Consider the following 24,204-nt stretch of genomic DNA (forward strand, 5'->3'; position numbering starts at 1 on the left):
CGATTCCCCCGGGGAAAAAAGGGCGGCGCTTTCGCGCCGCCAGCAGTTGGGAACCTATTTGCCTGCGCAGAGCTCTGCGGTGGTCTTGTTGGGGAGATAATCCTTGCCGAAGCCGAGCGGCTCGACCAGCGCGATGTGCTCCGGCGAACCGAGGAACTTCTTCAGCTCGGCGTTGAACGCCTCCAGCAGATCGGTATCTTCCTTGCGGAAGCCGAAGCCGCCATGGCCTTTTACCGACTTGCCGGCAACCTCGCCGAACGGCTTTGTCGATTCGACGCCGTCGGCCTTCTTGGCCATGTCGGCGATCGAAAGAGCGGTCAGCGCGGCAGCATCGGCGCGGCCCGACTGAACGGCGGCGACCAGGCTGGACTGGTCAGGCAAGGAGACGATCTGCCCATCGGCAACGCCCGCGTCCTTGGCGAAGCCGCCTTCGACGGCGCCGGCCATCACGGCAAGCTTGAGATCCGGGTTGTCCTTGATGCTGGAAAAGTCCTTCAAGCCCTTCGGGTTGCCTTTTGCCACCAACAAAGCCTCGCCGATGCCGTAGGAAGGCTCGGAGTAGTTGATCTCGGCGCAGCGCTTCGGAGTGATGAACATGCCGGCGGCGATGATGTCGAAGCGGCCGGCCTTGAGACCCGGAATGAGCGAGCCGAATTCGGTCAGCACGCCGTCGACCTGCGAGATGCCCAGCTTGGCGAGCACCGCCTTGGCGACTTCAGGGGCCTCGCCGGTCAGCTTGCCGTCTGGCGTGGCGTAACCGAACGGCGCCTCGTTGGCGAAACCGACGCGGATGTAGCCGTCCTTCTTGGCCCGTTCGAGGGTGGTTTCCGCGTGAGCGGACAGCGACGTCAATGACGTCGCGGCGAGCGCGATGCAGGCAGCCGCTTTCACGACCATACGGCGCGATACCGATGAATTGAACATGCTTTTCTCCCATTGGACAACTGATGGATGGTTCCCAGGGCGCGGCCTTCTTCGAGGTCGACGCCTGCTTGATAAGACGTATACAACTGCCCTAGACATTTCGCAAGCAGAGATATAGAAACCAAGAAAATTCGACGATAATTCGTAGTTAGCCAATAAATCGATGTCGAGTTGTGCACAATTTGGCCTGTTTGCTTTTTTACGAAAGGGCAAACAGCGTACCTGGAAGGCAGGATTTCGGTGGCGACCGCGGACGGGCTCGGGACATTCACGCAAGCGGAGTATGGGCAGCGCCTCGCCGGCGTGAAGACACGCATGCAAAAAGCCGGCTTCGATCTCATCGTCTGTCAGGATCCAGCCAACATGTGCTGGTTGACCGGCTATAACGGATGGTCGTTCTACGTTCCGCAGTGCGTGCTCGTCCATCTGGAGGAGGACCGGCCGATCTGGTTCGGCAGGGCGCAGGATGCCAAGAGCGCACGCCTGACCACCGGCCTGCCCGAGACAAACATCGTGCCGTTCTCGGAACGGCTGGTGCAGCAGCCGGTCGAACACCCCTATGACGAACTCGCCCAACTGATCCGGTCGCGCGGTTGGGGAAAGGCCCGTATCGGCGTCGAGATGGACGCGCATTATTACACTGCGCGCTGCCACGCCCACCTTGTCGAGGGGCTGTCCGACGCGCACTTCGCCAACAACCACGATCTCGTCAACGGGCGCGGCTGGTGAAATCCGAAGCCGAGCTAGTGCTGATCCGCGAGGCGGGTGCGATCTGCACGCATGCCATGAACCGCGCCATCGAGAAAATGCGGCCTGGCGTGCCTCAGAACCATGTCATTGCGGAAATCTATCACGCACAGATTATGGGCGTGCCCGGAGCGGGCGGCGACTATGCCGCGATCTGTCCGCTGATGCCCGTTGGCGAGGGCACCAGCACGCCGCACCTGACGTGGTCCGACGCGCCGCTGCCGGACAGCGGCCTCGCCATTCTGGAGATCGCCGGCGTGCGGCGCCGCTATCATGCAGCGCTGACCCGAACGGTACATTTCGGCAAGCCGCCGCAAGCCATCCTCGACATGGCCAAGGCGATCGTCGAGGGCGTCGATGCTGGCCTCGAGAAGGCGCGCCCCGGCAACACCGCCGAACAGGTGGAAGCCGCCTGGCAGGCAGTCTTGAGGAAGAACGGGCTGAAGAAAGACAGCCGCGTCGGCTATCCGGTCGGACTCGCCTACCCGCCCGATTGGGGCGAGCGTACCGCGAGTCTTCGTCCCGGCGACACCACCGAGATGCAGCCTGGGATGTGCTTCCATTTCATGGCCGGCGTCTGGCTCGACGATTTCGGCATCGCCATCTCGGAATCGTTCGTCGTCACGGAACGTGGCGGCGAACGCCTCTGCGATGTGGCGCGCGAACTCATCGTCATCGACTGACATGGCGGCCGGGAAACCGGCTGCCGAAAAGACCATGCCCGCCAGCAAGCCGGCAACAAGCACGAGGACGCCCGATGGACCGCAATCCGTTTTCCGAAGCCGAAATCGCCAGCCGCCTGGCAAAGGTCCGTACTGCACTGGTCGAACGCGAGCTCGACGCGGCGGTGTTTGCCTCGCCGGAGAACGTCTTCTATCTCACCGGGCTCGATCACTGGGGGTATTTTGCCCCTCACCTGCTGATCGTCCCGCTCCGGGGAAACCCCGTCCTGGTCACCCGCTCGATGGAAAAGGTGACGATCGAGAATCAGGTGAAGGCAGCGGAATTCCGTGGCCATTCGGACAGCGAAACGGCGGCCGACCTTGCCGCGCGGGTGCTTACAGAGCTTGGCCTGTCCGGCAAGCGGATCGGCCTCGAATACTGGACGGCCGGCCTTAGCCATGGACTTGCCGTGGCGCTCCAGATGCAAGCAGATGCAAAGTGGAGCGATGTCTCCGGTCTGATCGACAAGATGCGGCGGGTGAAGAGCGCCGAAGAACAGGCGCTGATGCGGCGGGCCGCCAAGGTGACGGACGCCGCCGCCGGTGCCGCGATCGCCGCGATCTCCGATGGCGCTTCCGAACAGGAGGTCGCCGCCCAATGTGTTGCGGCAATGATCCGCGCCGGCGGTCATGCGCCGGGCTTCGGACCGTTCATCCGCCCGGCCGCGCGCCTGGGTGAAGAGCACACGACCTGGGGCGACGGGATCTACCGCAAGGGCGAGCCGGTCTTTGTCGAACTGTCCGGGTGCATCTCGCGCTACCACGCCCCGCTCGGCCGGCTTGTTCGGATCGGCCACATCAGCGACGAAGACGCCGCAATGGCGGAGGTGACCGCCAAGGCGTTCAACGCGGTCATCGAGGCGCTGCGGCCGGGCGCCAAGGCGCGCGATGTCTACGCCGCCTGGCAGGCCGTCGCCGACGAGGCCGGTCTTTCCCACTATCGCCGCCATCACTGCGGTTACCTTGTCGGCGCCGGCCAGCCGCCGTCATGGACCGGCGGCAATTCGGTGACCGGCTTGAGGCACGATTCCGACCTCGAGATCGAGACCGGGATGGGCTTCCACATCCTGTCGTGGCTGATGGGAACGGGTCGCGGCAATGACTTCGTCTCCAACACGGTGCTTTTGACCGATGCGGGTGCCGAAGTGCTCACCCGCACGCCGGCCGGCCCGATCGTTCGATAGGCCTGCACACATGGCGCGCTACTCGGCATTTTCGATTTTACGCAACGCGCTGTCCGGCCAGAAGAATTGGCAGCGCGCCTGGCGGGCAGCGGAGCCAAAATCTTCCTATGACGTGATCGTTATTGGCGGCGGCGGACACGGCCTCGCCACCGCCTTCTACCTCGCCGAGAACCACGGCATCCGTAACGTCGCGGTGCTCGAAAAGGGTTATGTCGGCGGCGGCAATGTCGGCCGCAACACCACCGTCATCCGCTCCAACTACCTGCTCGACGGCAACACCCAGTTCTACGAATTCTCGATGAAGCTCTGGGAGGGCATGTCGCGGGCGCTGAATTTCAACGTCATGTTCTCGCAGCGCGGCCAGCTCGTCACAGCGCATTCCGCCGATCAGCTCGACAGCTTCAGCCACCGGGCCAATGTCATGCGGCTGAACGGCATCGATGCCGATATCCTCGACCGGGAAGAAGTGCGCAGGCTGGTGCCCTATCTCGATTTTTCCGACACCGCCCGCTTTCCGATCCATGGCGCTATCTTCCAGGGCCGGGCGGGCACGGCGCGCCACGACGCCGTCGCCTGGGGCTATGCGCGCGCCGCCGACGGCCATGGCGTCGACATCATCCAGAACTGCGAAGTGACAGGCTTCGTCCGCGACGGCGACAGCATCGTCGGCGTCGAAACGACGAAAGGCCGGATCGGCGCCGGCAAGATCGGTCTCGCTGTTGCCGGTCATACATCCGTGCTCGGTGCCAAGGCCGGCCTTGAACTGCCGATCGAAAGCCATGTCCTGCAAGCCTTTGTCACCGAACCGCTGAAGCCGTTGGTAGACCAAGTCGTCGCCTATGGCGCCGACCATTTCTACGTCAGCCAGTCCGACAAGGGCGGGCTGGTCTTCGGCGGCAATCTCGACGGCTACAATTCCTACGCCCAGCGCGGCAATCTCGGCGTCGTGCGCGAAGTGGCGGAGGCGGCGATTGCGCTGATGCCGTGCATTTCGCGCGTCCGCCTGCTGCGCCACTGGGGCGGCGTCATGGACATGACTCCCGATGCCAGCCCGATCATCTGCCCGACGCCGATCGACGGCCTCTATCTCAACGGCGGCTGGTGCTACGGCGGCTTCAAGGCGACGCCGGCTTCCGGCTGGTGCTTCGCCCACACGATCGCCACCGGCAAGCCGCATCCCTTGATCGCGGCCTACGGGCTCGATCGTTTCCGCACCGGCCACACGCTCGACGAAGCCGGCGTCGGTCCTTCCGCCTGGCTGCAATAGGAGGCGGAACAAAATGCTGCTCATCGAATGCCCCTGCTGCGGCCCGCGCGACCATGACGAGTTCCGCTATGGCGGCGATGCCTCGGTCACGCGTCCGGCCCATGACGATCCCGATCCGGAGGCCTGGTACCGTTATGTCTATGTCAGGACAAACCCGGCCGGCCTGCACCGTGAATTCTGGCAACACGTGACCGGTTGCCGGCAATGGCTGGTGGTCGAACGCGACACACGCAACCACGCCATCACAGCCGTCGACTTCGCCAGAAAATTGCGGGCCACGAAATCAACTCTCAGGAAATCACCGGCATGAGTTCGAACCGCAAACGACTGTCGGTGGGTGGCCGCATCGTCCGCGAGCGGCCGGTCGAGTTTACTTTCGACGGCCGCAAGCTGGCTGGATATCGCGGCGACACGCTTGCCTCCGCGCTGCTCGCCAATGGCGTCACCCTGGTCGGTCGCAGCTTCAAATATCATCGACCGCGCGGCATTTTTTCCGCCGGGCCCGAAGAGCCGAATGCGCTGGTTACGCTCGGGAGCGCCGGCAGGCGCGAGCCGAACCTGCCGGCGACGACACTGGAACTCGCCGACGGCATGGTCGTGGAGAGTCAGAACCGCTGGCCATCGCTTGCCTTCGACGTGCAAAGCGTCAACGGGCTGTTGGCACCATTTCTGTCCGCCGGCTTCTACTACAAGACCTTCATGGGCCCGACGCGCCGCGCCTGGATGTTCTACGAACATTTCATCCGCAAGGCGGCCGGCCTGGGTAGGGCCGGCACCGACGCTGATCCCGACCGCTACGAGGTTCGTCATGCCTTCGCCGATGTCGCCATCGTCGGCGGCGGCCCGGCGGGATTGTCGGCAGCGCGGGCGGCCGCCGCGGCCGGCGCGCGGGTCGCGCTGATCGAGCAGGATTTCCTGCTTGGCGGCCAGCTTCTGGCGGAACCGTCCGACAGCGCAGCGGCCTCATGGCTGAGGCAGGCCGAGGCCGAGTTGGAGGGCTTCGAAACCGTCGCGCTGATGAAGCGGACGACCGCTTTCGGCAGCTATGACGGCAATGTCCTTGGACTGGTCGAACAGCGCGATCCAACCGATCCGCTGCCGAATGGCGAGGCCCGGCAAACGGTCACCATGCTGCGCGCCCGTTCGATCGTTTTCGCCACCGGCGCCATCGAGCGGCCGATGGTGTTCTCGAACAATGACCGGCCCGGTGTCATGCTTGCCTCGGCCGCCCGGACCTATCTCAATCGATTCGCCGTCCTGCCGGGCAAAAAAATCGTCGTCGCCACCAACAATGACGGTGCCTGGCGCACCGCCTTCGACTATGCCGTAGCCGGCGCGAAGGTGACGATTGCGGATCTTCGCGCAGTCCCGCCAGCAGCACTTGCCGCAGAAGCCGCACGGCTCGGCGTAATGATACGGGCCGGGACGCGGATCGTCGACCTGCGTGGCGGCCATGCCGTCAGGGACACAACGCTCAACGGGCCGGACGGCCCGTCCTCGGCCGCCTGCGACCTGGTCTGCGTGTCCGGCGGCTGGTCGCCAACCGTGCATCTCACCTCGCACCTTGGTGTCAAACCTGTCTATCGCGACGACATCGGCGGCTTCGTGCTGGGCGCGTTTCCGGCCGGCCGGTTCGGCGCCGGCGCGATGATGGGGGCCCATGCAACTGCCGAAGCCATCGAGGAAGGTCATCGCGCCGGCATCGACGCGGCAGCCTCCTGTGGCAAGTCGGCGCCGGTGTCCGCTCCGTCCAAACTCGATCTGGACCAGACCGCCACGATTTCGCTTCGCGAAGCCCCTTCCGTCGATCGTGGAAAAGCCTTCGTCGATTTCCAGATGGACGTGACGACAAAGGACATCGAACTCGCCCATCGCGAAGGCTATGAATCGGTCGAGCACCTGAAGCGCTACACCACGCTCGGCATGGGCACCGATCAGGGCAAGACCAGCAATTTTCCCGCACTTGCCGCCATGGCAGCGCTGCGCAACGCAACGATTCCTGAGACCGGCACCACGACCTTCCGCCCGCCCTATACGCCGGTTGCCATCGGGGCGCTTGCCGGGCGCGCCATCGGCCATCATTTCAAGCCGATCCGCCGCACGCCGATGCACGACTGGCACATGGCGAACGGCGCCGAGATGCTCGAGGTCGGGCTCTGGATGCGGCCCTATTTCTACCGGCAGTCGGGGCGCGACGTGAGCGAGGCCTATGTCGCCGAAATGCGTACCGTACGTCAGGCGGCGGGCCTTATGGACATTTCCACCCTTGGCAAGATCGATGTCCAGGGCCCGGATGCGGCGATATTCCTGGATCGCGTCTACGCCAACGGCTTTGCCAAACTGGCGGTAGGCCGCGCCCGCTACGGCGTCATGCTGCGCGACGACGGCATTGTCTTCGACGACGGCACCACGACGCGGCTGGCGGAAAACCGGTTCTTCATGACGACCTCGACCGCCAAGGCCGCCGATGTGCTGTCGCGTCTCGAATTCCTGCTCGACACGGCCTGGCCGGATTTGCGCGTGGCCGTGACCTCGGTCAGCGATGAATGGGCGGCGATGTCGGTTGCCGGGCCTAACAGCCGCGCAATCCTCAGCGCTGCTTTTCCTGGTCTCGACGTCTCCGACGCGGCGCTTCCGCATATGGGGCTACTCGAAAGCGAGTGGGAGGGCCGTTGGCTCCGCATCCTGCGTCTTAGTTATTCCGGCGAGCGTGCTTACGAAGTCTATGTCGGCGCCACTGCAGGTGAACAGCTCTGGAGTCGCTTGCTCGAAGCCGGCAGACTGTTCGACCTGAAGCCTTACGGCGTCGAGGCGCTTGGCGCGCTGCGCGTCGAAAAGGGCCATGTCGCCGGACCAGAGATCGATGGGCGCACGACACTCGACGATCTCGGCCTCGGCCGCATGGTCGGCAAGCGCAGCAGCTTCGTCGGCGACGTCCTGCGATGGCGCCCTGCCCTCCAGGCGCCCAACCGGCAGCGTCTGGTCGGACTGGAATGCATCGAGGACGGAAAACGCCTGCGCGGCGGCGCCATCCTGTTCCTGCCGGATGAGAAACCCTATGGCCATGGGCGCGGTCGCGTCACCTCCGTCACTTTCAGCCCCGAACGCGGCCATTATGTCGGGCTGGCCCTGCTTGCCGGTGATGTCGCGGCAGAAGGAAGCGAGGTCGTGGCGGTCTATCCGATGAAGGCCGAAACGGTTCGCGCCCGCGTTGTCTCGCCGGTATTCATCGATCCGCAGGGAGAACGGCTGCATGGCTAGCTTGACCTCTTCGCGGGATTTCAGCCTGTCCGTGGCCGATTGTCCGCTTATCCAGATCGAGGGCTGGGACGCGACACTGAGACAATTCGAAAAGAGCGTCTTGGCGTCGCTCGGCAAGAAACTTCCCGCTTCGGTCGGAGAGACGGTTCGCCACAAGGGCCTTTTAACCATCCGCGTTGCACCTCGCCGCCTTTGGCTGGCTCTCGACGAAGGCACGCAAGCGCCAGCCCTTGTCGTAGACCCCGATCTCGGCTGTTCCGTTCCCCTCGGGGAAGGTCGTGTTCGTTTGAAAATGGCCGGCCCTGGTATCGCAAGGCTTCTGTCCGGCTGCATTGCCGTCGACTGGCACGCGCCGGCCGCCGCTCCGGTCCGCGCCGTGCTGACATCCTTCCATCATGTCTCCGTGCTCTTCCTGCGCACCGGCGAGACCGCGTGCGAACTCATCGTGCCGCGAAGTTTTGCCCGCAGCCTCACGGATTGGATTGCCGGCGGCTAATACCGGTTCCTCGGGCAAGGACCGGCTTTAGGGGCGATCCAAGCCGCCATCATGAAGCCATCTACTCTCTTGCTGGCCATTCTTGCAGAAGCGTAATCCCATACTTCGGCGCGGCTGCTTTGAGCCGCTCGATATCGGCAGGCGTTGGCGGCCCGACCACTTCTCCCTTGCCGAGTTCATGGCCACCTTCGGCGAGAAACTGCTCGAACACACTTGGCGTGTCTATCAGGATATAGCGAACGAGCTGATTGCCGGGATTCATAAGCTGGTGCGGGATGCCACGCTTCAAAAACATGCTCTCGCCGGGCGAGAGCGTTCGGATCACACCGTCCACGAGTGCGGTCAACTTCCCTTCGATGACGTAGACCGTCTCGTCGTCATTCGCATGAACATGGATTGGCGTTTTCGTGTGCCCGTCGCTTCTGTTTTCGAAGAGACTCAACGAGCCTCCCGTCTGTTCGCCGGAGACCAGTCGCTTCATGACGATGCCTGCGAGCACGAATTCTTTTGGTTCAACATCCGTCATTGATCCAATCCTGCCAGGCACATTTGGAGGGCCGTCAAGCGGACGAACCGCGCCGCGACATCCGGCAAACGTCGAACGGGCTCATGCGTTCCCGGTCGCTGGAGTTCCCTCTTCCCAAGCTCCGTTTGGACGAAAAGCCGGCTTCGTTCTTCCCGGACTTGCTGGTCGACACCGACATCCGCCAATTCGAGGGCGCCGCTGAGGTCCGCCTAACTGACGGCGAAGCTGCAACGGGCTGCCAGGCTCTCGCCAGGCCCAAGCACCGACAGTCCATTCCATTTGTCGATCGAACCACGATTGTGAGCATCGACAGCATGACTGAGCGGCTCAAAACAGAAGAAGTCGCTCTCCTTCGATGGCGAATAGACCAGGTAAAAATTCAAGGGCGATGAAGCTTCAATCCGCAGGCTGCAACTGTGCTCCGGCCACGATATCGTGGCGACGCCGTCCCAACCGGCAAACAGATTGTTTATCCATCCACTCGGCAACACGACTGGGGCGCCGAAATCCCAATCGGGACGGGTTTTGATATCCACAAACCGTTCGGGGAGATGGTTGAGCAGTTCGAGACAAACCTGCGAGGCCGGCGCATGAAGCGCGGTTCGTGCCGTTCTCGGGAACCATGGATGGATGCCAAGCCCGAACGGCAATCTGATCGAGGCCCGATTGACGATGCGAAGTTTCAGCTCGAGCCCCTGTCCGGTCAGAGCGTAGCGCACCTCGGCGCGATATCGATATGGGCCGGGTCCGTTGCTGATGAGCGACAGCTTTGCGTTGTCTTGCGCTACGCTGTCGACGTCCCACTCGCGCGAAAATCCATTGCCGTGAATGGGAAATGGCTCGCCTGCAACATTGGCAGGCAGTTCGTGGAATTTGGAGTCGAATGTGAATCCGCCGCCTGAGATGCGATTTGACCACGGCAAAAGCAGGTTGCAGGCAAGATCGACCGGGTTGCTGCTCCCGCCGTTTGGCCAAGGCCGGAAGATCGGCACGCGCCCATAGTCCAGTCTCGCAAGACCTGCCCCAAGCGACGGGACGATTTCAGCGGACAGGTCTCCGCTTCTGATCTTGATGGTCCCGACCATCAGCTTCAGACGGTGTCGACCTTGGCAGCGGCGATCGGCTGTTGATGGCGGCCTTTGCGAGCCACTGCAAGAAGGTCGTTCGACGCGATCCCGATGAGCGCCTTCATCTGATCGTGAGCGTCGTCGGCCCTGCGCATCCTAATTGCCTCCAGCACGTCGCCATGCGCGCTCAGTGTCTGCTGGTAATTAGCGGTGGCCGATGTGGTCAATCGGAAGGAGAAGCTGAGGGCGGCCGCAAGCATATTGCCGAGATTGGCGAATACCGGGTTGCGGCTGGCACGAAGGATGGCCGTATGAAACCTGACGTCGGCATCGAGACACGCAGCAAGATCGTCCTGCGGAGCAATGCGCATGGCTTCATACGCCGCTTCGATGACTGCGAGATCGCCTGACGTCGCCATCTTGGCCGCAAGTTGGGCGGCAGCGGGTTCAATGACCAGCCGCGCCTCGATCAATCCCCGAACGAAATCGAGATCGGGCTCGATATCGCGCATCCATTCCAAAACCTGTGCATCCAGCCTGTTCCATTCGCTCGACACGCGCACACGCGTCCCGGCCCGCTTGCGTGCCTCGATCAATCCTTTCGCCGAAAGCGTCAGAAGAGCATCGCGAAGCGCGGTGCGGCTCGCCCCGTAGATGACGCAAAGTTCGGCTTCCGTCGGCAGGACGGAGTGCTGCGCGTAGGAGCCGGCGAGGATTCGCTGTCCGAGATCGCGTGCGATGCGATCCTTGAGCGATGACGTGGCGCCCTCTGCGGCAGGAATGTCCTGCGTGCCTTGGCCAGTCGAAGCGATCGCCGCGTCCATCGTCATGTCCTGTTCAAGTGGTACTCGGCAATTACCACAGCAAGTATCAGCAGCGAGCCCTTGGCAAGCAACTGATAGAAGGTTGGCACGGACGTCAGTATCATTCCGTTGTTGAGGACGCCAATGATGGCGACGCCCAGCAGCGCGCCGATGATCGTACCCTTCCCGCCCTGCAAGGCGCAGCCACCCAGCACGGCCGCTGTGATGGCCTCGAGTTCCAGACCTTGGGATCCGGATACGGGCTGCCCCGAGCCGGTACGGGCAGCCAACAGAATCCCGGCCAATCCGGCTGCCACTCCACTCATGATGTAGATGCCGACGCGGTAGCGATTGATATTGATGCCGGAGAAGCGTGCGACAACGGGATTGCCGCCCAGGGCATAGATGTTGCGGCCAACGATCGAGCGGGCAAGGAAGAGATGGAAGACGATCGCGGTCAGCAAAAGAATCCAGATCAGCAGAGGCAGGCCGAGGATTCGTCCGATCCCGATGAAGCGGAAAGTGTCGCTGAAAATCGCGATCGATTGCCCATCGGATATGATGAACGCGATGCCGCGGAAGATCGCCATCGTACCGAGAGTTGCGATGACAGCGTTGACCCGCCCATAGGTGATGATGATGCCGTTCACGAGGCCGGCAAGACCGCCCAGGACCAGGCCGGCAAGAATGCCCGCGGCGGGTGATCCGGTGGCCTGGATGGCCATTGCCGTCGATACTGTGGTCAGACCGACAATTGCGCCGACGGCAATATCGAGCCCTCCGGCGACGATGACCACGGTCTGGCTCATCGCCAGAACGCCCAGGATGGTAATGCCTAGACCGATGTTCAGCAGGTTTCGGCCCGAGAAGAACACGTCGCCTCTCAGGGTGCCGAAAATGAGCACGAGAATGGCGAGAGCAACAAGAAGGCTTATGTTGTGAATGCCGATGCGCTCTGCGATGCGCAAGGAAGCGCGCCTTTTGCCGGTTTGTGTTGTTGCTGTGCTGAGCTCAAGGCTGTTCACTGAATTTGTCCTCCGAGCGATGCTACAGATTGCGGCATGGCGTGTTTCAGGATCGTGGTCTCGTCGATGTCAGGGCGGGAAAGTTCGGCCGTGATCCGACCTCCAGCCATGACAAGCACCCTGTCCGCGAGCCCGATCAGTTCCGGCATTTCTGAGGAAATCAGGATGATGCCGATGCCGCTGGCGGCGAGTTCGTCGATCAGGCGATAGATTTCCGCCTTGGCGCCGATGTCGATGCCGCGGGTTGGCTCGTCGAGGATGAGAAGCATCGGCTGCCGCGCAAGCCAGCGCGCGAGAACGACCTTCTGTTGATTGCCACCCGACAGTTTGGAAACCTCTTCGTCGAGGTTGGGTGCTTTGATCGACATCTTTGCTGCAAGCGGTGAGACGATCTCCAGAGCCTTGCGCCGGTTGAAGAAACCGAAGGTCGACGTCTTGTCGGGCACGCACAGCGAGGCATTGTCAAGAATGCTTCGGAACAACAGCAGGGCTTCGTGCTTGCGGTCTTCCGGGGCAAAGCCGATGCCCGCCACGATCGCTGCATGCGGACTGTTAGGGCCAACGGACACGCCGTTCATCGTTATGCTTCCGTCGACGCGCCTATCATAGCCGACAATCGCCTTTGCCAGTTCGGATCGACCCGCACCCATAAGGCCGGCAATGCCGAGCACCTCGCCACGGCGGACCTTGAGGCTCACATCGGTGACCTGGTCGGTGGTCAGGCCCGTCACCTCAAGCAACGGTTTTCCCGATTGCCACGTCTCGCGTGTAAACAGATCGGCAATGTCGCGGCCGACCATGAGCTTGGCTATGGTCTGCTCGCTGGCACCGGCCGCGGGGGAATCATCGACCAGCCGGCCGTCCCGCAAAACGACAATGCGATCCGCAAGGTCGATGACCTCGTTCAGCCTGTGAGAGATGTAGACGATCGAAGTGCCCTCTTCGCGCAGCCGGCGAATTACTGAAAACAGACGGCGCGCTTCGTCGTCGGTCAGCGACGAGGTCGGCTCATCGAATGCGATCAGCCGGCCGCCGGCACGTATGGCGCGCATGATTTCGATCATCTGGCGCTGTGCCGGACCGAGTGTGCTGCAGAGTTGACGCGGCCGCATATCCTGCTGCATGCCGAAGGTCGCAAGCACCTTATCGGTCTGGTCCTCGAGCCTGTGCCAGTCGAGCAGGACGCCTGCCAGCCGCGGCAGTTCGCCGACGAAAATGTTCTCGGCCACGGTCAGGTTCGGAACGATCTCCGGCTCCTGATGGATGACGCGTATTCCGGCTCTGTGGCTGTCGCGCGGTTCGCTGAAAACGATCGGCGTGGAGCCATGCAGCACGATGCCGGTGTCCGGTGCGAACACGCCCTCGAGAATTCGCATCATTGTCGACTTGCCGGCGCCATTCTCGCCAACCAGGGCAAGCACCTCTCCTGGCCGAAAGGCAATCGAGACATTGTCGAGCGCCTGCACGACGCCGAAGCGCTTCGATATCCTATCGAGCGAGAAGAAATCCGATTGCATCAAAGCTCACTCCCGAGGATCGATCCCGTGTGCCTGCCGACGAACTGCCGGCCCAAAAAGCGTCATGCGCCTGCGGCGCATGACGCATATCTGGTTCAGTGGCAGAGCTTGGCTTTGTAGTCCGATGCAAAATTGTCGGCAGTGATGTATTCCGGATCGGTGAAGGATTGCACGGGTAGCTTGGTTCCATCCTTGATGGAGGCCAACAAGATCTTCACCGCCAGTGCGCCGTGATTTGCCGAATTGAGCCACATCGTACCACGGAATGCCGAAGGCTTTCCGGATCCGAAGGCGTCGCAGGCGCGGCTCCCGTCGATGCCAATGCCCATGCCCTGGTCTGCGGAATAGCCGGCATTCTCCAATGCTCGCGCACCACCCAGCACACCATCATCGTTGCATGAATAGAATATCCAGTTCGTGACGCTAGGATTGGCCGTCAGTGTGGTGGTCATCACGTCGATGGCGTTGACCATCGTGTTATCGTAGGGGACGCGAACAATGTTGCCCGGCTTGAAATCGGGCACCGCCTTCAAGAACGCCTCTTCCGCGCCCTTGTTGCGCTGCATGCAGGTATCAGCCTTGCGGTCCTCGATCGAGGCGATGCGCACCTCTTTGCCCGCCCAGCCATCAGCCTTGTAGAGCTTGGCAAGCTCTTCGCCCACCCGCGCACCGATGTTGTAGGCATTCATGCCGACATAGGGGACCTGGGTGCCATCCTGGTAGTAGATATCGTCGTCCACCGCCACCAAGGGAATTTTTGCGGCCTTTGCTTTCTCCGCGATGACCGGTCCCAGCGCCTTGTCGGGGACGACGATGGCGATTCCCTTCACACCGTCGCCGACCATCGTGTCGAAGGTGGTGATCGTCAAATTGGCGTCGAACTGGACGTCCTGCGACACCAAAGCGGCCCCCGCCGCCTCCGCCGCTTTCTTGGCGCCGCCGACTTCGGCGACGAACCATGGATGGTCTCCCATCTTGTTGATGTAGCCGATCTTGATATCGTCCGCGCTTGCTGCGCCACTCATCAATCCGGCAGCCAGTACCGCAAATGTCGCCAAAGCCTTTGTTGTGGTTTTCATGAAGATCCTCCCTGAGCTCAATGGTGGTTGCTAGTCGTGGTAGAGAACCGAGCGGCCACCATCGATGGTGATCGTCTCGGCATTTATGAACGGCGCTTCGTCCGAAGCGAGGAAAACCGCCGTCATTGCAACCTCGTCCGGCCGGCCAATTCGCTTGGGCGGATGGAGGTCGTGGGCTCGCCGCTTTTCCTCGGCGGGGTTCGGGAATGTGTTCCAGTAGGCTTCCGCGATCGGCGTCTCGATATAGCCGGGGGCGATCGCGTTCACCCGGATACCGCGCGCGGCATATTCGATGGCCAGCGAACGGGTCAGGCCCAAAAGTGCATGCTTGGCGACCGGATACGGGAATGTATGGGGAATGATCTGGAACGCGTGACAGCTCGCTATGTTGACGATAGACCCCGAGCCCTTCGCCAGCATCGTCGGCAAGACCGCCTTGGCGCAGAACCATGCGGCCTGGAGGTCGAGCTTGAGACAGCGGTCCCATTCCTCGTCCGGCATCGCCAGCGGTTCGTAGAAGACGTTGGCACCGGCATTGTTGACCAGAATGTCGACGCCACCATAGGTCGTGATCGTCCGGGAGACCATGTCCGCGACCGCGGATGCGCCGGTGACGTCCGTCTCGATGAACAGGGCGTCCGCGCCCTGGGCACGCAATTCGTCGGCGATCGCTTTTCCGCTTACCGCATTCAGTTCGGCAATGACGGTCTTTGCCTCCTGCATCGCAAAGGCGCGTGCAATGGCGGCACCGATGCCTTGGCCGGCGCCCGTGATGATTGCGATCTTTCCTTGCAGCCGTCCTGCCATTGCATTCACCAGTCCACCACGGTGCCGTCCGGCATGACGGCGTTGCGGGCATGCAGCACTTCCTGCTTGAAGGGGTGGCGCGCGATCACGTCCTCATTGACGGTGACGCCAAGGCCCGGCAGTTCGGGCAGATCCCAGCGGCCTGGTCTACGCTGAATTGGCCAGGTGACCACGTCGTCGTACCAGGCGACGGCACCGGACATCTCCTCCTGAATGACAACGTTTGGCGTCGATATGCCGAAATGAAGAGCAGCCACACCGGCGATCGGACCGAGCGGGTTGTGCGGCGCAAGGCCGATGCCTGCGGTTTCCGCCATGGCCGCGATCTTCTTTGTCTCGAGCAGACCGCCAGTGTGGCAAATATCAGGCTGGGCAATGTTGAAGGCGCGGGCTGCGATCGAGTGCGTGAATTCGCGGCGCCCGATCAGCCGCTCGCCGGACGCGATCGGCACGGCCGATCGCGCCGTAATATGCGCCAGTCCGGCAACATCTTCGGGTGGAACGGGCTCTTCCGCGAACATGATGCGGGCCGGCTCGATTGCTTTGAGGTAATCCATCGCCGCGTTAACAGATGCAGGGCGTCCGTGGAAATCGACCATGATGTCGATATCCGGGCCTACCGCCTCGCGAAGTGAGCCAACCATATTGGCAACGGAGTCGACTGCCTTGGCGGGCGATACGTAGTGGGTGTAGGGAATGCAGACGACCTTGACCGCATCGTAGCCTGCTTGCGTCACGGTGCGTCCGCGTTCCACGATCGCATCCGCGGATCCGGTCTCATAGACCGCCTTCATGTCCCCGAGGCCGAGATGCGTGTAGGTACGCAGATAGTTGCGAACCTGGCCGCCCAAAAGGCGCCAGACGGGGACGCTCAATGACTTGCCCAGGATGTCCCAGAGCGCGATCTCGATGCCGCTGACAGCGGACATTCCCTCAACGCCGAGACGCCAAAAGCCGTGCCGCGTAAGTATCTGGTAGCACTGCTCCACATTGCGCGGATCTTGCCCGATGAGCAGGGCTTCAAGATCCTGAAGCGCCCCAACGACGGCTCGGGTCTTCCATTCCAGCGTTGCCTCACCCCAGCCAAACAGGCCGGGCTCGTCGGTTTCGACGCGAACGAAGACCCAGTTGCGCATTTCCGCATTGCAGACGCGCGCCTTGATGGCCGTGATTTTCATTGGTCCTCCCAGACCTGCCGTCTTTTTTCGAGGCAATATGTATGACTTATTACCGATAATATGGACAAGTCAAGCGCAACATCGATGTGGACCAGCGCCGTCAAGGAACTGGTCCTCAGGAGGATCCGAGCAATTTTCGATCAATCCTTGTCCGCCGATGGAAGGGCTGTCAGCCGCCGATCCACGAATATCGCGGGAAAGGCGTGGCTAAATCACCGCGCAGACCGTTTTCGTCTCGAGATAGTTCTCCAGGCCCGGTGCGCCGTTCTCATAGCCCCAACCGGATTGCTTGTGGCCGCCCTTCGGCAATTCCGGCGAGAAGTAGGAATGGCAATTGATCCAGACGGTGCCCGACCGGACACGTGCGGCAAGGCGATGCGCAGTGGAAAGGTCGCGGGTCCAGACGCTTGCGGCGAGGCCGTAGGGCGAGTCGTTCGCATGGCTTACCGCCTCCGCGACATCGTCGAACGGTGTCACGGCAACGACCGGGCCGAAGATTTCCTCGCGCATCATGCGCATGTCCGGGCGTACGCCGGTAACCACGGTCGGCTCGAAGAAGTTCTCGAAGCGCCGGCCGCCGGCGATGATCTCGGCGCCGCTGGAAGCACCATCGCCGACATAGAAGGCGACGCGCGCAGCCTGGGTTCCGTTAACCAGCGGACCAAGGTCGGTATCCGGGTCAAGCCCGTGTCCGAGACGCAGCTTTCGCGCCTCTTCCGCCAGACCCTCCACCAGACGGTCGTAGATCGAGCGATGCGCATAGACACGCGAGCCGGCGACGCACACCTGGCCGGCATTGGCGAAGATCCCCCGGGCCACTCCGGGGATTGCGAGCCCCATGTCCGCATCGGGCATGATGATGGCCGGCGACTTGCCGCCCAGCTCGAGCGTCAGCTTCTTCAGATTGCCGCACGCTGCGGAGACGATCATCTTTCCGACTTCCGTCGAGCCGGTGAAGGCGACCTTATCGACATCGGAATCTGCAGCCAATGCTGCGCCCACAGTTTCACCGAGACCGGTCACGATATTGACGACGCCGTCCGGCAAGCCGGCTTCGATCATCAGTTCGCCGAGCCTGAGCGCGGTGAGCGACGTTTCCTCAGCCGGCTTGAGCACGATCGTACAGCCGGCGGCAAGCGCCGGGGCGAGCTTCATCGAGGCCATGAGCAGCGGCGAATTCCATGGCGTTATGGCTGCCACGACACCGATCGGCTCGCGCACCGTATAGGCGAAAATCTTGCTGCCCGCCGGTTGGTAGCTGATGGAGGTGGGGATGGTCGTGCCGAGGATTTTCGTGGCAAAACCGGCAAAATAGCGGAACTGCTCGGCCGAGGCGGGAATCTCGGCGAAGCGCGAGGTCTTCAGCGACTTTCCCTGGTCAAGCGTCTCGAGTTCTGCAAGCTCATCGGCATGGCGCTCAATCAGGTCAGCGATGCGCCATAGCAGGTTGCCGCGTGCCGACGGTGTCATGTCGCGCCAGCTCTCGCCTTCGAAAGCAGCACGCGCCGCAGCAACGGCGCGCCCGGCGTCATCGGCTGTGCCTCGCGCCAGCAGCGCGAGCGTGTCGCCATTCGCAGGATCGGTCGCGGGCAAGGTTGCGCCATCGCTGGCGTCGCGCCAGCCGCCGCCGATCAGGTGCCGCATTCTGGGTTTGGCCAGGAACGCCTTGACGCCTGCATGCCTGGCTTTACAGTTTCGAATGATGACCGTCATGTCCGTATCCCGCAAGCGAGCGCCTCGACCGCGGCGAGAGCACCGCGGATGATGGAATGATAGCCGGTACAGCGGCAGATATTGCCTTCGAGCGCAGCGCGGATCTGAGACTCGTCGGGAGCCGGATTCTCCAGCAGCAGGGCGGTCAGCGCAACAGTGATGCCGGGTGCGCAGTAGCCGCACTGGAAGGCGTTTTCGGCCGCCAGAGCCTCGCGCAGGACAATGGCTTCGGGAACGTCGTCGAAACCTTCCGGGGTGATGATGGTGGCCCCGTCGAGCTGCCACGACATGAGCAGACAACTATTGATCGCGCGACCGTCCATCAGCACGAAGCAAGCGCCGCAGCGGCCGATGCCGCAAGCCACCTTGGCGGCAGTCATGCCGAAATGGTCGCGCAGCAGGTCGATCAGGCGTAACTCGGCAGGCACGGCCAGCGCCCGGCGGCAGCCGTTGAGGTTAAAGGTAATCTCGATCTCGGCGCTCACGCTGCACTCCTCTGCAGGGCGTCGAGTACCCATTCAGGATCGACCGGGATGCGCTCGGGCCAAGCCCCTGTGGCGTCCGCAATCGCGTTGACGATGGCTGGCGTCACGGCGCCAATGCCAAGCTCACCAACTCCGCGCGGACCGAACGGGTCGTCCTCGTCCAGATCCTCCAACGCGAAGGTCGCGAGGCTTTCCGGCGTGTCGGCAATGCCTGGCAGCATGTAGAAATCGAGGTTGCCGGCAAGATACCGGCCATCCCGCATCGCCGCGTCCTCAGTGAGGGTGAAGCCCAGCCCCTGGACGCCGCCGCCTTCGATCTGGCCAAGATAGGCGGCAGCATCGAGCATCGGTCCGGCCGCGGTGTGCTGATGGAGCTCGAGCACGCGTACCTGCCCGGTGATGCGGCTCACGGCAACGCGCGCCAGTGTCGCGCCGAAGGCGAAGATCAGGCGTGCATTGCCTTCCAGATAGTCCGATTTCGGAAACTCGAAGCTGACGGCAGCAACTGGCAGCCGGTCCGGAGGCAACGCCTCGGCAAGCTCGGCGAAACTCATGAGCAGTGAGCCACTGTTGGAATGTCGCTCGACGATGCCGCCGGGCGCCAGCGCCAGCTTCCCGGCTTCGCGGCAAAGCACCTGGCCCGCTGCGGCCAGCAGGTCGCGCGTAAAAGATGGTGCGGCGACTGCCGCGACGCGCCAGACTACGTGAGTGCCGCGCGAGGCGGTAGAGGAACCGGATTCGGGCGTCGCCGCCGTATCGCCGGTGACCGGCCGGACATCGTCACGGCCGCAGCCGAGCGCTCCGGCGACCGCGGCTTTTACCGAGGTGAGCAGGCCCTGTCCCATCTCGTCCAGGCCGTAGAGTGCTTCGATCACGCCATCCGGAGCCAGGCGCAACGCGCCTCCGGCCGGGTCCGGCGGCAGCGTGCCGAGTCCGTTGCCTTGATAGTTCATCGCCATGCCGACGCCGATCGTCTCATAGCCGTCGAACGACGGGCCGCGCGGCTTGGCCCAGATCGGGTCAGCAGCGGCGGCTTGCAGCATCTCGGCCAGACGTTCGGACGGCGCGACCTGCTGGCCGAGATGGCCTCGCGTGCTAGGCTCGCGCAAATTGCGGCGCCGTATCTCGATAATGTCGATGCCGGCGGCTTCGGCCAGACGGTCCAGCTGGCACTCTACCGCGAAGGCCATCTGGTTGGCACCGAAGCCACGAAACGCGCCGCAGACGCCGTTATTGGTGTAGGCGAGCCTGCCCGAGCTGAGGACGTTGGGAACGACATATGGCCCGCAGGCGTGTTCGAGCGCCGTCTCAAGCACGCCCGGGCCGAGCGACGCATAGGCGCCGGCATCCGCGATCACATCCACCTGCTGGGCGAGCAGACGACCCTCGGCGTCGCAGGCGGTGCGCATATGGATACACATCGCATTGCGCTTGGTACCCGCGATGACAGATTCCGCCCGGTCGAGATGCAGCCGCACGGCGCGTCCGGTCTTCAGCGCCAGCAGGGCCAGGGCCGGCTGCACGGTCAGCTCGTCCTTGCCGCCGAAAGCGCCGCCAGTCGGGCTGGTGACCACCCGTATCTGCTCTTGCGGCATGCCGAGGATGCGCGAGAGCTGCATGCTGTCGCGGCGGCCATGCTGCCCACCGGCAAAGACGTTCAGGGTACCATCCGTACCGACGAAAGCGTAGCCGCCCTCCGTCTCCATAAAGCCCTGCATCTGGCTCGGCGTTTCGTAGACAGCCTCGACGATATGAGCCGCCTTGGCAAAAGCCGTGGCGGCATCGCCACGCGTGAACTCGAAGCTGCACTGCAGATTGCCTGAGACATGGACCGGCTCCGCTCCAGCGGCGAGTGCCTGTTGGGGATCGCTCACAATTGGCAGCGGCTCGTATTCGACCCTGATGAGAGCAAGCGCGCGTTCGGCCGTCTTCGTGTCAACAGCGGCGACGGCAGCAACAGCGTCGCCGATATAGCGCACCTTGTCGAAGCACAGTGCAGGCTGATCCTGCACGACAATGCCGAAGGCATTGCTGCCGGCGATGTCGCGGTGCGTTACAACCGCCGCGACGCCGGGCAGCGCCTCGGCCGCGCTCGTATCGATGGAAACGATCTTTGCATGGGGGACGCCGGCACGCCGAATGCGCCCGACCAGCATGCCGGGCTCGCGATGGTCGGTCAGGTATTCGAGCCTGCCTGCGATTTTCGGCGCACCGTCCGGCCGCTGGTGCCAGCTTGCACCGATCTCCGATCGGGACACGAGAATTTCGGCAGGTGGGTTTCCGGACGGTACGGTCCGCCGGCGCGGCGAATGTGCTCCTTGGGACAACTTTCCGCCGAGCCCGAAGACCAGCGCATTCGCCACGACACTGCGCCGATAGCGGTCGGACCGCCATGCATCATCGATCGCCGGCGTCTCTTCCAGAATTGCGGCGTGCAGCTCGGCCCAATCGATCTCCCGCAGGTGCCGGCCGACAAGCAGCGCTTCAGCGCGGTCGAGACGGGCCGCTTGCCCGCCGCCGCTGGCCGCGAGCCGCGCGACGATGATGCGATCATGCGCTGTCTCGACCAGCCCGGCGACACCGGCCACGCTTGGGGTGAATGCGGCGCGCAGGCCGACTTTGCGATGGGTCCAGCGAGCGGCAGTTGGTTGCGGTCGAACAATCACCGCCTTGATGAGGCCCGCGGACGGCGCGGCGGCCAGCCATTGCGCGAGCGACACGACGGCGTGCCCGGCCGGTGAGACGATCTCCAGCTTCGCGTCGGTCGCGAGCAGGGCCGGCAGAAGGCAACCCATGCGCCCGGCGACGTTGCCGCCCAGCGTTCCGAGATTGCGGACGGCAGGTCCCGCCGTGGCGCGGACGGCGGCTGCGAGCAGAGGCAAATTCTCGCCTATTGCCCGGTCACGCTCCAAGGCACCCAGGGTCGTCAGTGCGCCGATGCGAAACCCATCGGCGGCCGGTTGGATGCCCTTCAGGCCGGCGATACGGCCGATGTCGATGAGGCACCCCGGCTTTGGCAGGCCTTTCGCCCAGCCGAGCTGCAGCGCCGTGCCTCCGGCGACCAGTTGCGATGCGCCCTCGCCTGCCAACGACAGCGCCTCGGCAACGGAGGCCGGGCGAAGTACCTGGAGATCCGGTCCGGTCATGTGGCTACCGCGGTCGTGCCGAAACGAATGCCTTTTTCCTTCAGCCAGCGGCGGTAGGCGATGGAGGAACCGTCGGCGCGTGTCGGGATTTCCATCCGCGGCTCGAGCGGAAGGCGCAGCGGCCGCTGGTTCTCCACGATGATCCGGTCTTGCAGGAAGATGACCTGTTCGAAGTTGAGCAACGCCGTCTGCGTCGAAGCGGAATCGACAAGGTACATGACCGGCTGGGCGCGGCAGAGATCTTCCTCGATGGGCTGGATGAACAGCGCGATCGCATCGAGCCGACCGGGCGCTCCGGGGCATACACGGTATAGCATCACAACGAATGGGCTCGGCACACGATAGGTCAGATGCACAAACGCGCCGGAGCTTTCCGTTGCGGCAATGCGCGGCTGGAAGAACGTGCAGTTGGTCGCCCAGACCTCGTCCACCTCGCGACGTATCTCGCTCAGATAGGCAGGCACTTCCGTGTGCGGCTCCGAACCGAGAATGTCGGTATGCACGAAGGGGAAATGCGCCATGTCGAGGAAATTCTCTACGACACGCAAACCCGAAGCCCGCATCGTCACCCAGCCGCAGGGCACGTAGCGGCGGTCGGGTTCCGATGCCTCGGCGATCTCGAAGATTTCCTTTCCGGGCTGGCCCAGCGTCGTCCAGACGCAGCCGTAGCGCTGCCGGACGGGCAGCGCGGGGCCGCGGTTGCCGTCGTCCAGGATCTCCCGAACCGTGATTGCACCCGTGATGTCACGGACCAGTTCGATGTCCTGGCCGAGCAGCCGCGTGCGGCTCGGCGCGCCATCTAGATCGGCGACCGTCTCCACCGCGTACCAATCGTCCAGTGCCGCCCTGTCCGTCGTCTTCATCACCGAGGCCCGCCCTATTGGGTCCATTGCAGGCTGCCGCCGGAATTCTCGGCAAGGAAAGCGGCGCGCCGGGCGAACAGGCCAGGCGCGACGCGATGGATTTCGGCGATGATCTCGCGCAGGTCGCCGGTGCGCAACGCGCCGTCCTCGGCCAGGATTTCGCCATCGACCATAGTCAAAGACACGTCGCTGCCGCGCACGGCGTGGACAAGATTGTGATGGAAGTTGAAATAAGGTCCGTCGCGGAAGACCGGCGTCATGCGCGGCGTATCGGTGCGGACCGCGATGATGTCGGCGCGCTTGCCGACTTCGATCGAGCCGATCTCGTGGTCGAGCCCGATCGCCCTGGCGCCGAGGATGGTGGCCATCCGCAGCACCTGCCAGCTATCCATGGCGGCGGCGTCGAGGTCCTTCAGCTTGCCCAGCAGCGAAGTCACCTTCATCTCTTCGAACATGTCGAAATTGTTGTTCTCCTTCTCGCCGTCGGTGCCGATCCCGACAGGCACGCCGGCCTTCAGCATCTCGGCCACCAGCGCGATGCCGCTTGCCAGCTTCATGTTGGAAACAGGATTGTGGGCCACCGAAACGCGGCGCTTGGAAATAAGCTCGATCTCTTCTCGATCGAGCCAGACGGCGTGGGCGATCATGGCGCGCGGCGTTTCGAAGAAGCCAAGGTCGTCCAGCGCGAACATCGGGCGTTTGCCGTAGCGCCGCTTAAATTCCGCGATCTCGATCTCGGCCTCGCTGCAATGGGTGTGGAAGCCGGTGTCGTGTTTCCTTGCGAGTTCTATCGCCCGACGCTGGCCGGCTTCGTCGGCATAAAACAGATGCTCCAGCCCGACCCACACATTGATGCGGCCGCCCGCCTTGCGATGCCAGCCCTCGATCATCGCCTCGTTCATGTCGAGCGTGTCGAAGTAGTTGTAGTCGGGATGCTCGCCGACGTAAGGCACGGCGACCAAGCGGTTGCCGATCGCCTCGGCCGCCCGGGCGCTGCCTTTCATGAACCGCCACATGTCGACGACGGTGGTCGTGCCGCCGAGCACGGATTCCGCGTAGCAGAGCCACGATGCCGCCTCGGCCTCGTGCGGCTGCAGCACGCGATGCATCGGATTGATATGGAGCGTCAGCCAGTCCCAGACCGGCAGGTGCTCCGCCGTGCCGCGCAGAAAACCGGAATGCGCATGCGCATTGACCAGCCCGGGCAAAAGCACCGCATTGTCGAGCTTCTTCACGGCCACGGCCGGATACGCAGCGCGCAATGCTGCGAGTGCGCTGACCGCGGCGATACGACCATCTTCGACCAGCACGGCGCCGGCAGGCAACACGTGGTTATCTTCATCCATGGTGAGCAGCGTGTCGGCAGCAAGGATGAGGCTTCGCGTCATCGCGGG

The 24,204-nt window shown here is 63.2% G+C and carries 19 protein-coding genes and 1 pseudogene; 6 read left to right on the forward strand and 14 right to left on the reverse strand.

Features of this window, described 5'->3' with window-relative positions; genetic code table 11:
* Window positions 1-54 precede the first annotated feature (54 nt).
* On the reverse strand, window positions 55-924 hold the full coding sequence (gene ehuB / locus NKH13_RS09960; RefSeq protein ID WP_352912408.1) for an ectoine/hydroxyectoine ABC transporter substrate-binding protein EhuB: 870 nt from the start codon (window positions 922-924) through the stop codon (window positions 55-57).
* A gap of 234 nt (window positions 925-1,158) precedes the next feature.
* Here ehuB and NKH13_RS09965 point away from each other — a divergent pair.
* From NKH13_RS09965 to NKH13_RS09990, 6 genes and pseudogenes are all read left to right on the forward strand, one after another.
* Window positions 1,159-2,354: pseudogene (locus NKH13_RS09965) on the forward strand (M24 family metallopeptidase).
* 74 nt (window positions 2,355-2,428) lie between these two features.
* A complete protein-coding gene (locus NKH13_RS09970; RefSeq protein ID WP_352716594.1) occupies window positions 2,429-3,577 on the forward strand; it encodes a M24 family metallopeptidase in 1,149 nt (382 codons plus the stop codon).
* 10 nt (window positions 3,578-3,587) lie between these two features.
* Entirely contained in the window at window positions 3,588-4,844 is a 1,257-nt protein-coding gene (locus NKH13_RS09975) for a sarcosine oxidase subunit beta family protein (protein ID WP_352716592.1), read from the forward strand.
* A 13-nt stretch (window positions 4,845-4,857) separates the two neighbouring features.
* On the forward strand, window positions 4,858-5,154 hold the full coding sequence (locus NKH13_RS09980; RefSeq protein ID WP_352716590.1) for a sarcosine oxidase subunit delta: 297 nt from the start codon (window positions 4,858-4,860) through the stop codon (window positions 5,152-5,154).
* Entirely contained in the window at window positions 5,151-8,105 is a 2,955-nt protein-coding gene (locus NKH13_RS09985) for a sarcosine oxidase subunit alpha family protein (protein ID WP_352912410.1), read from the forward strand. Before NKH13_RS09980 ends, NKH13_RS09985 begins: the two co-directional genes overlap by 4 nt.
* The gene (locus NKH13_RS09990) at window positions 8,098-8,601 is read left to right on the forward strand and encodes a sarcosine oxidase subunit gamma (protein ID WP_352716587.1); all 504 of its coding nucleotides are present in this window, start codon (window positions 8,098-8,100) and stop codon (window positions 8,599-8,601) included. Before NKH13_RS09985 ends, NKH13_RS09990 begins: the two co-directional genes overlap by 8 nt.
* 61 nt (window positions 8,602-8,662) lie before the next feature.
* Here NKH13_RS09990 and NKH13_RS09995 read toward each other — a convergent pair whose 3' ends face one another.
* The 13 genes from NKH13_RS09995 to NKH13_RS10055 form a co-directional block, all read right to left on the reverse strand.
* Window positions 8,663-9,127 (reverse strand): cupin domain-containing protein, encoded by a 465-nt coding sequence (locus NKH13_RS09995; RefSeq protein WP_352716586.1) that lies wholly within the window; start codon window positions 9,125-9,127, stop codon window positions 8,663-8,665.
* A 209-nt stretch (window positions 9,128-9,336) separates the two neighbouring features.
* On the reverse strand, window positions 9,337-10,212 hold the full coding sequence (locus NKH13_RS10000) for an aldose 1-epimerase (RefSeq protein ID WP_352716585.1): 876 nt from the start codon (window positions 10,210-10,212) through the stop codon (window positions 9,337-9,339).
* 5 nt (window positions 10,213-10,217) lie between these two features.
* Window positions 10,218-11,018, reverse strand: a complete 801-nt coding sequence (locus NKH13_RS10005; RefSeq protein WP_352716583.1) for a FadR/GntR family transcriptional regulator — start codon at window positions 11,016-11,018, stop codon at window positions 10,218-10,220.
* Window positions 11,019-11,020: 2 nt separating this feature from the next.
* Window positions 11,021-12,022 carry an ABC transporter permease gene (locus NKH13_RS10010; protein ID WP_352716582.1) on the reverse strand — a complete coding sequence of 334 codons (1,002 nt, stop codon included), beginning with the start codon at window positions 12,020-12,022 and terminating at the stop codon, window positions 11,021-11,023.
* Complete coding sequence (locus NKH13_RS10015) at window positions 12,019-13,539, reverse strand: sugar ABC transporter ATP-binding protein (protein WP_352912413.1); 1,521 nt, start codon at window positions 13,537-13,539, stop codon at window positions 12,019-12,021. Before NKH13_RS10015 ends, NKH13_RS10010 begins: the two co-directional genes overlap by 4 nt.
* 95 nt (window positions 13,540-13,634) lie before the next feature.
* Window positions 13,635-14,618, reverse strand: coding sequence for a substrate-binding domain-containing protein (locus NKH13_RS10020; protein WP_352912415.1), 984 nt, complete (start codon window positions 14,616-14,618; stop codon window positions 13,635-13,637).
* Window positions 14,619-14,648: 30 nt separating this feature from the next.
* A complete protein-coding gene (locus tag NKH13_RS10025; protein WP_352716577.1) occupies window positions 14,649-15,425 on the reverse strand; it encodes an SDR family oxidoreductase in 777 nt (258 codons plus the stop codon).
* A gap of 5 nt (window positions 15,426-15,430) precedes the next feature.
* A complete protein-coding gene (gene dgoD, locus NKH13_RS10030) occupies window positions 15,431-16,603 on the reverse strand; it encodes a galactonate dehydratase (protein ID WP_352716575.1) in 1,173 nt (390 codons plus the stop codon).
* 207 nt (window positions 16,604-16,810) lie between these two features.
* A complete protein-coding gene (locus NKH13_RS10035) occupies window positions 16,811-18,316 on the reverse strand; it encodes an aldehyde dehydrogenase family protein (protein WP_352716573.1) in 1,506 nt (501 codons plus the stop codon).
* Complete coding sequence (locus tag NKH13_RS10040) at window positions 18,313-18,801, reverse strand: (2Fe-2S)-binding protein (protein ID WP_352716572.1); 489 nt, start codon at window positions 18,799-18,801, stop codon at window positions 18,313-18,315. Before NKH13_RS10040 ends, NKH13_RS10035 begins: the two co-directional genes overlap by 4 nt.
* Complete coding sequence (locus NKH13_RS10045; RefSeq protein ID WP_352912418.1) at window positions 18,798-21,947, reverse strand: molybdopterin cofactor-binding domain-containing protein; 3,150 nt, start codon at window positions 21,945-21,947, stop codon at window positions 18,798-18,800. Before NKH13_RS10045 ends, NKH13_RS10040 begins: the two co-directional genes overlap by 4 nt.
* Complete coding sequence (locus tag NKH13_RS10050) at window positions 21,944-22,810, reverse strand: aromatic ring-hydroxylating dioxygenase subunit alpha (protein WP_352716762.1); 867 nt, start codon at window positions 22,808-22,810, stop codon at window positions 21,944-21,946. The genes NKH13_RS10045 and NKH13_RS10050 overlap by 4 nt, the downstream gene beginning before the upstream one ends.
* 14 nt (window positions 22,811-22,824) lie before the next feature.
* Window positions 22,825-24,198, reverse strand: coding sequence for an amidohydrolase family protein (locus NKH13_RS10055; RefSeq protein WP_352912419.1), 1,374 nt, complete (start codon window positions 24,196-24,198; stop codon window positions 22,825-22,827).
* Window positions 24,199-24,204 lie beyond the last annotated feature (6 nt).

The sequence above is a fragment of the Mesorhizobium sp. M1348 genome (assembly GCF_040317925.1).
In the GTDB taxonomy this organism is placed as follows: Bacteria; Pseudomonadota; Alphaproteobacteria; order Rhizobiales; family Rhizobiaceae; genus Mesorhizobium.

Coding starts and splice junctions, on each gene's coding strand:
- NKH13_RS09985 (WP_352912410.1), top strand. CDS start 5,151: ATGAGTTCGAACCGCAAACGACTGTCGGTGGGTGGCCGCATCGTCCGC.
- ehuB (WP_352912408.1), bottom strand. CDS start 924: ATGTTCAATTCATCGGTATCGCGCCGTATGGTCGTGAAAGCGGCTGCC.
- NKH13_RS10015 (WP_352912413.1), bottom strand. CDS start 13,539: ATGCAATCGGATTTCTTCTCGCTCGATAGGATATCGAAGCGCTTCGGC.
- NKH13_RS10005 (WP_352716583.1), bottom strand. CDS start 11,018: ATGGACGCGGCGATCGCTTCGACTGGCCAAGGCACGCAGGACATTCCT.
- NKH13_RS09975 (WP_352716592.1), top strand. CDS start 3,588: ATGGCGCGCTACTCGGCATTTTCGATTTTACGCAACGCGCTGTCCGGC.
- NKH13_RS10050 (WP_352716762.1), bottom strand. CDS start 22,810: ATGAAGACGACGGACAGGGCGGCACTGGACGATTGGTACGCGGTGGAG.
- NKH13_RS10045 (WP_352912418.1), bottom strand. CDS start 21,947: ATGACCGGACCGGATCTCCAGGTACTTCGCCCGGCCTCCGTTGCCGAG.
- dgoD (WP_352716575.1), bottom strand. CDS start 16,603: ATGAAAATCACGGCCATCAAGGCGCGCGTCTGCAATGCGGAAATGCGC.
- NKH13_RS10020 (WP_352912415.1), bottom strand. CDS start 14,618: ATGAAAACCACAACAAAGGCTTTGGCGACATTTGCGGTACTGGCTGCC.
- NKH13_RS09990 (WP_352716587.1), top strand. CDS start 8,098: ATGGCTAGCTTGACCTCTTCGCGGGATTTCAGCCTGTCCGTGGCCGAT.
- NKH13_RS10035 (WP_352716573.1), bottom strand. CDS start 18,316: ATGACGGTCATCATTCGAAACTGTAAAGCCAGGCATGCAGGCGTCAAG.
- NKH13_RS09980 (WP_352716590.1), top strand. CDS start 4,858: ATGCTGCTCATCGAATGCCCCTGCTGCGGCCCGCGCGACCATGACGAG.
- NKH13_RS09970 (WP_352716594.1), top strand. CDS start 2,429: ATGGACCGCAATCCGTTTTCCGAAGCCGAAATCGCCAGCCGCCTGGCA.
- NKH13_RS10055 (WP_352912419.1), bottom strand. CDS start 24,198: ATGACGCGAAGCCTCATCCTTGCTGCCGACACGCTGCTCACCATGGAT.
- NKH13_RS10025 (WP_352716577.1), bottom strand. CDS start 15,425: ATGGCAGGACGGCTGCAAGGAAAGATCGCAATCATCACGGGCGCCGGC.
- NKH13_RS10000 (WP_352716585.1), bottom strand. CDS start 10,212: ATGGTCGGGACCATCAAGATCAGAAGCGGAGACCTGTCCGCTGAAATC.
- NKH13_RS09995 (WP_352716586.1), bottom strand. CDS start 9,127: ATGACGGATGTTGAACCAAAAGAATTCGTGCTCGCAGGCATCGTCATG.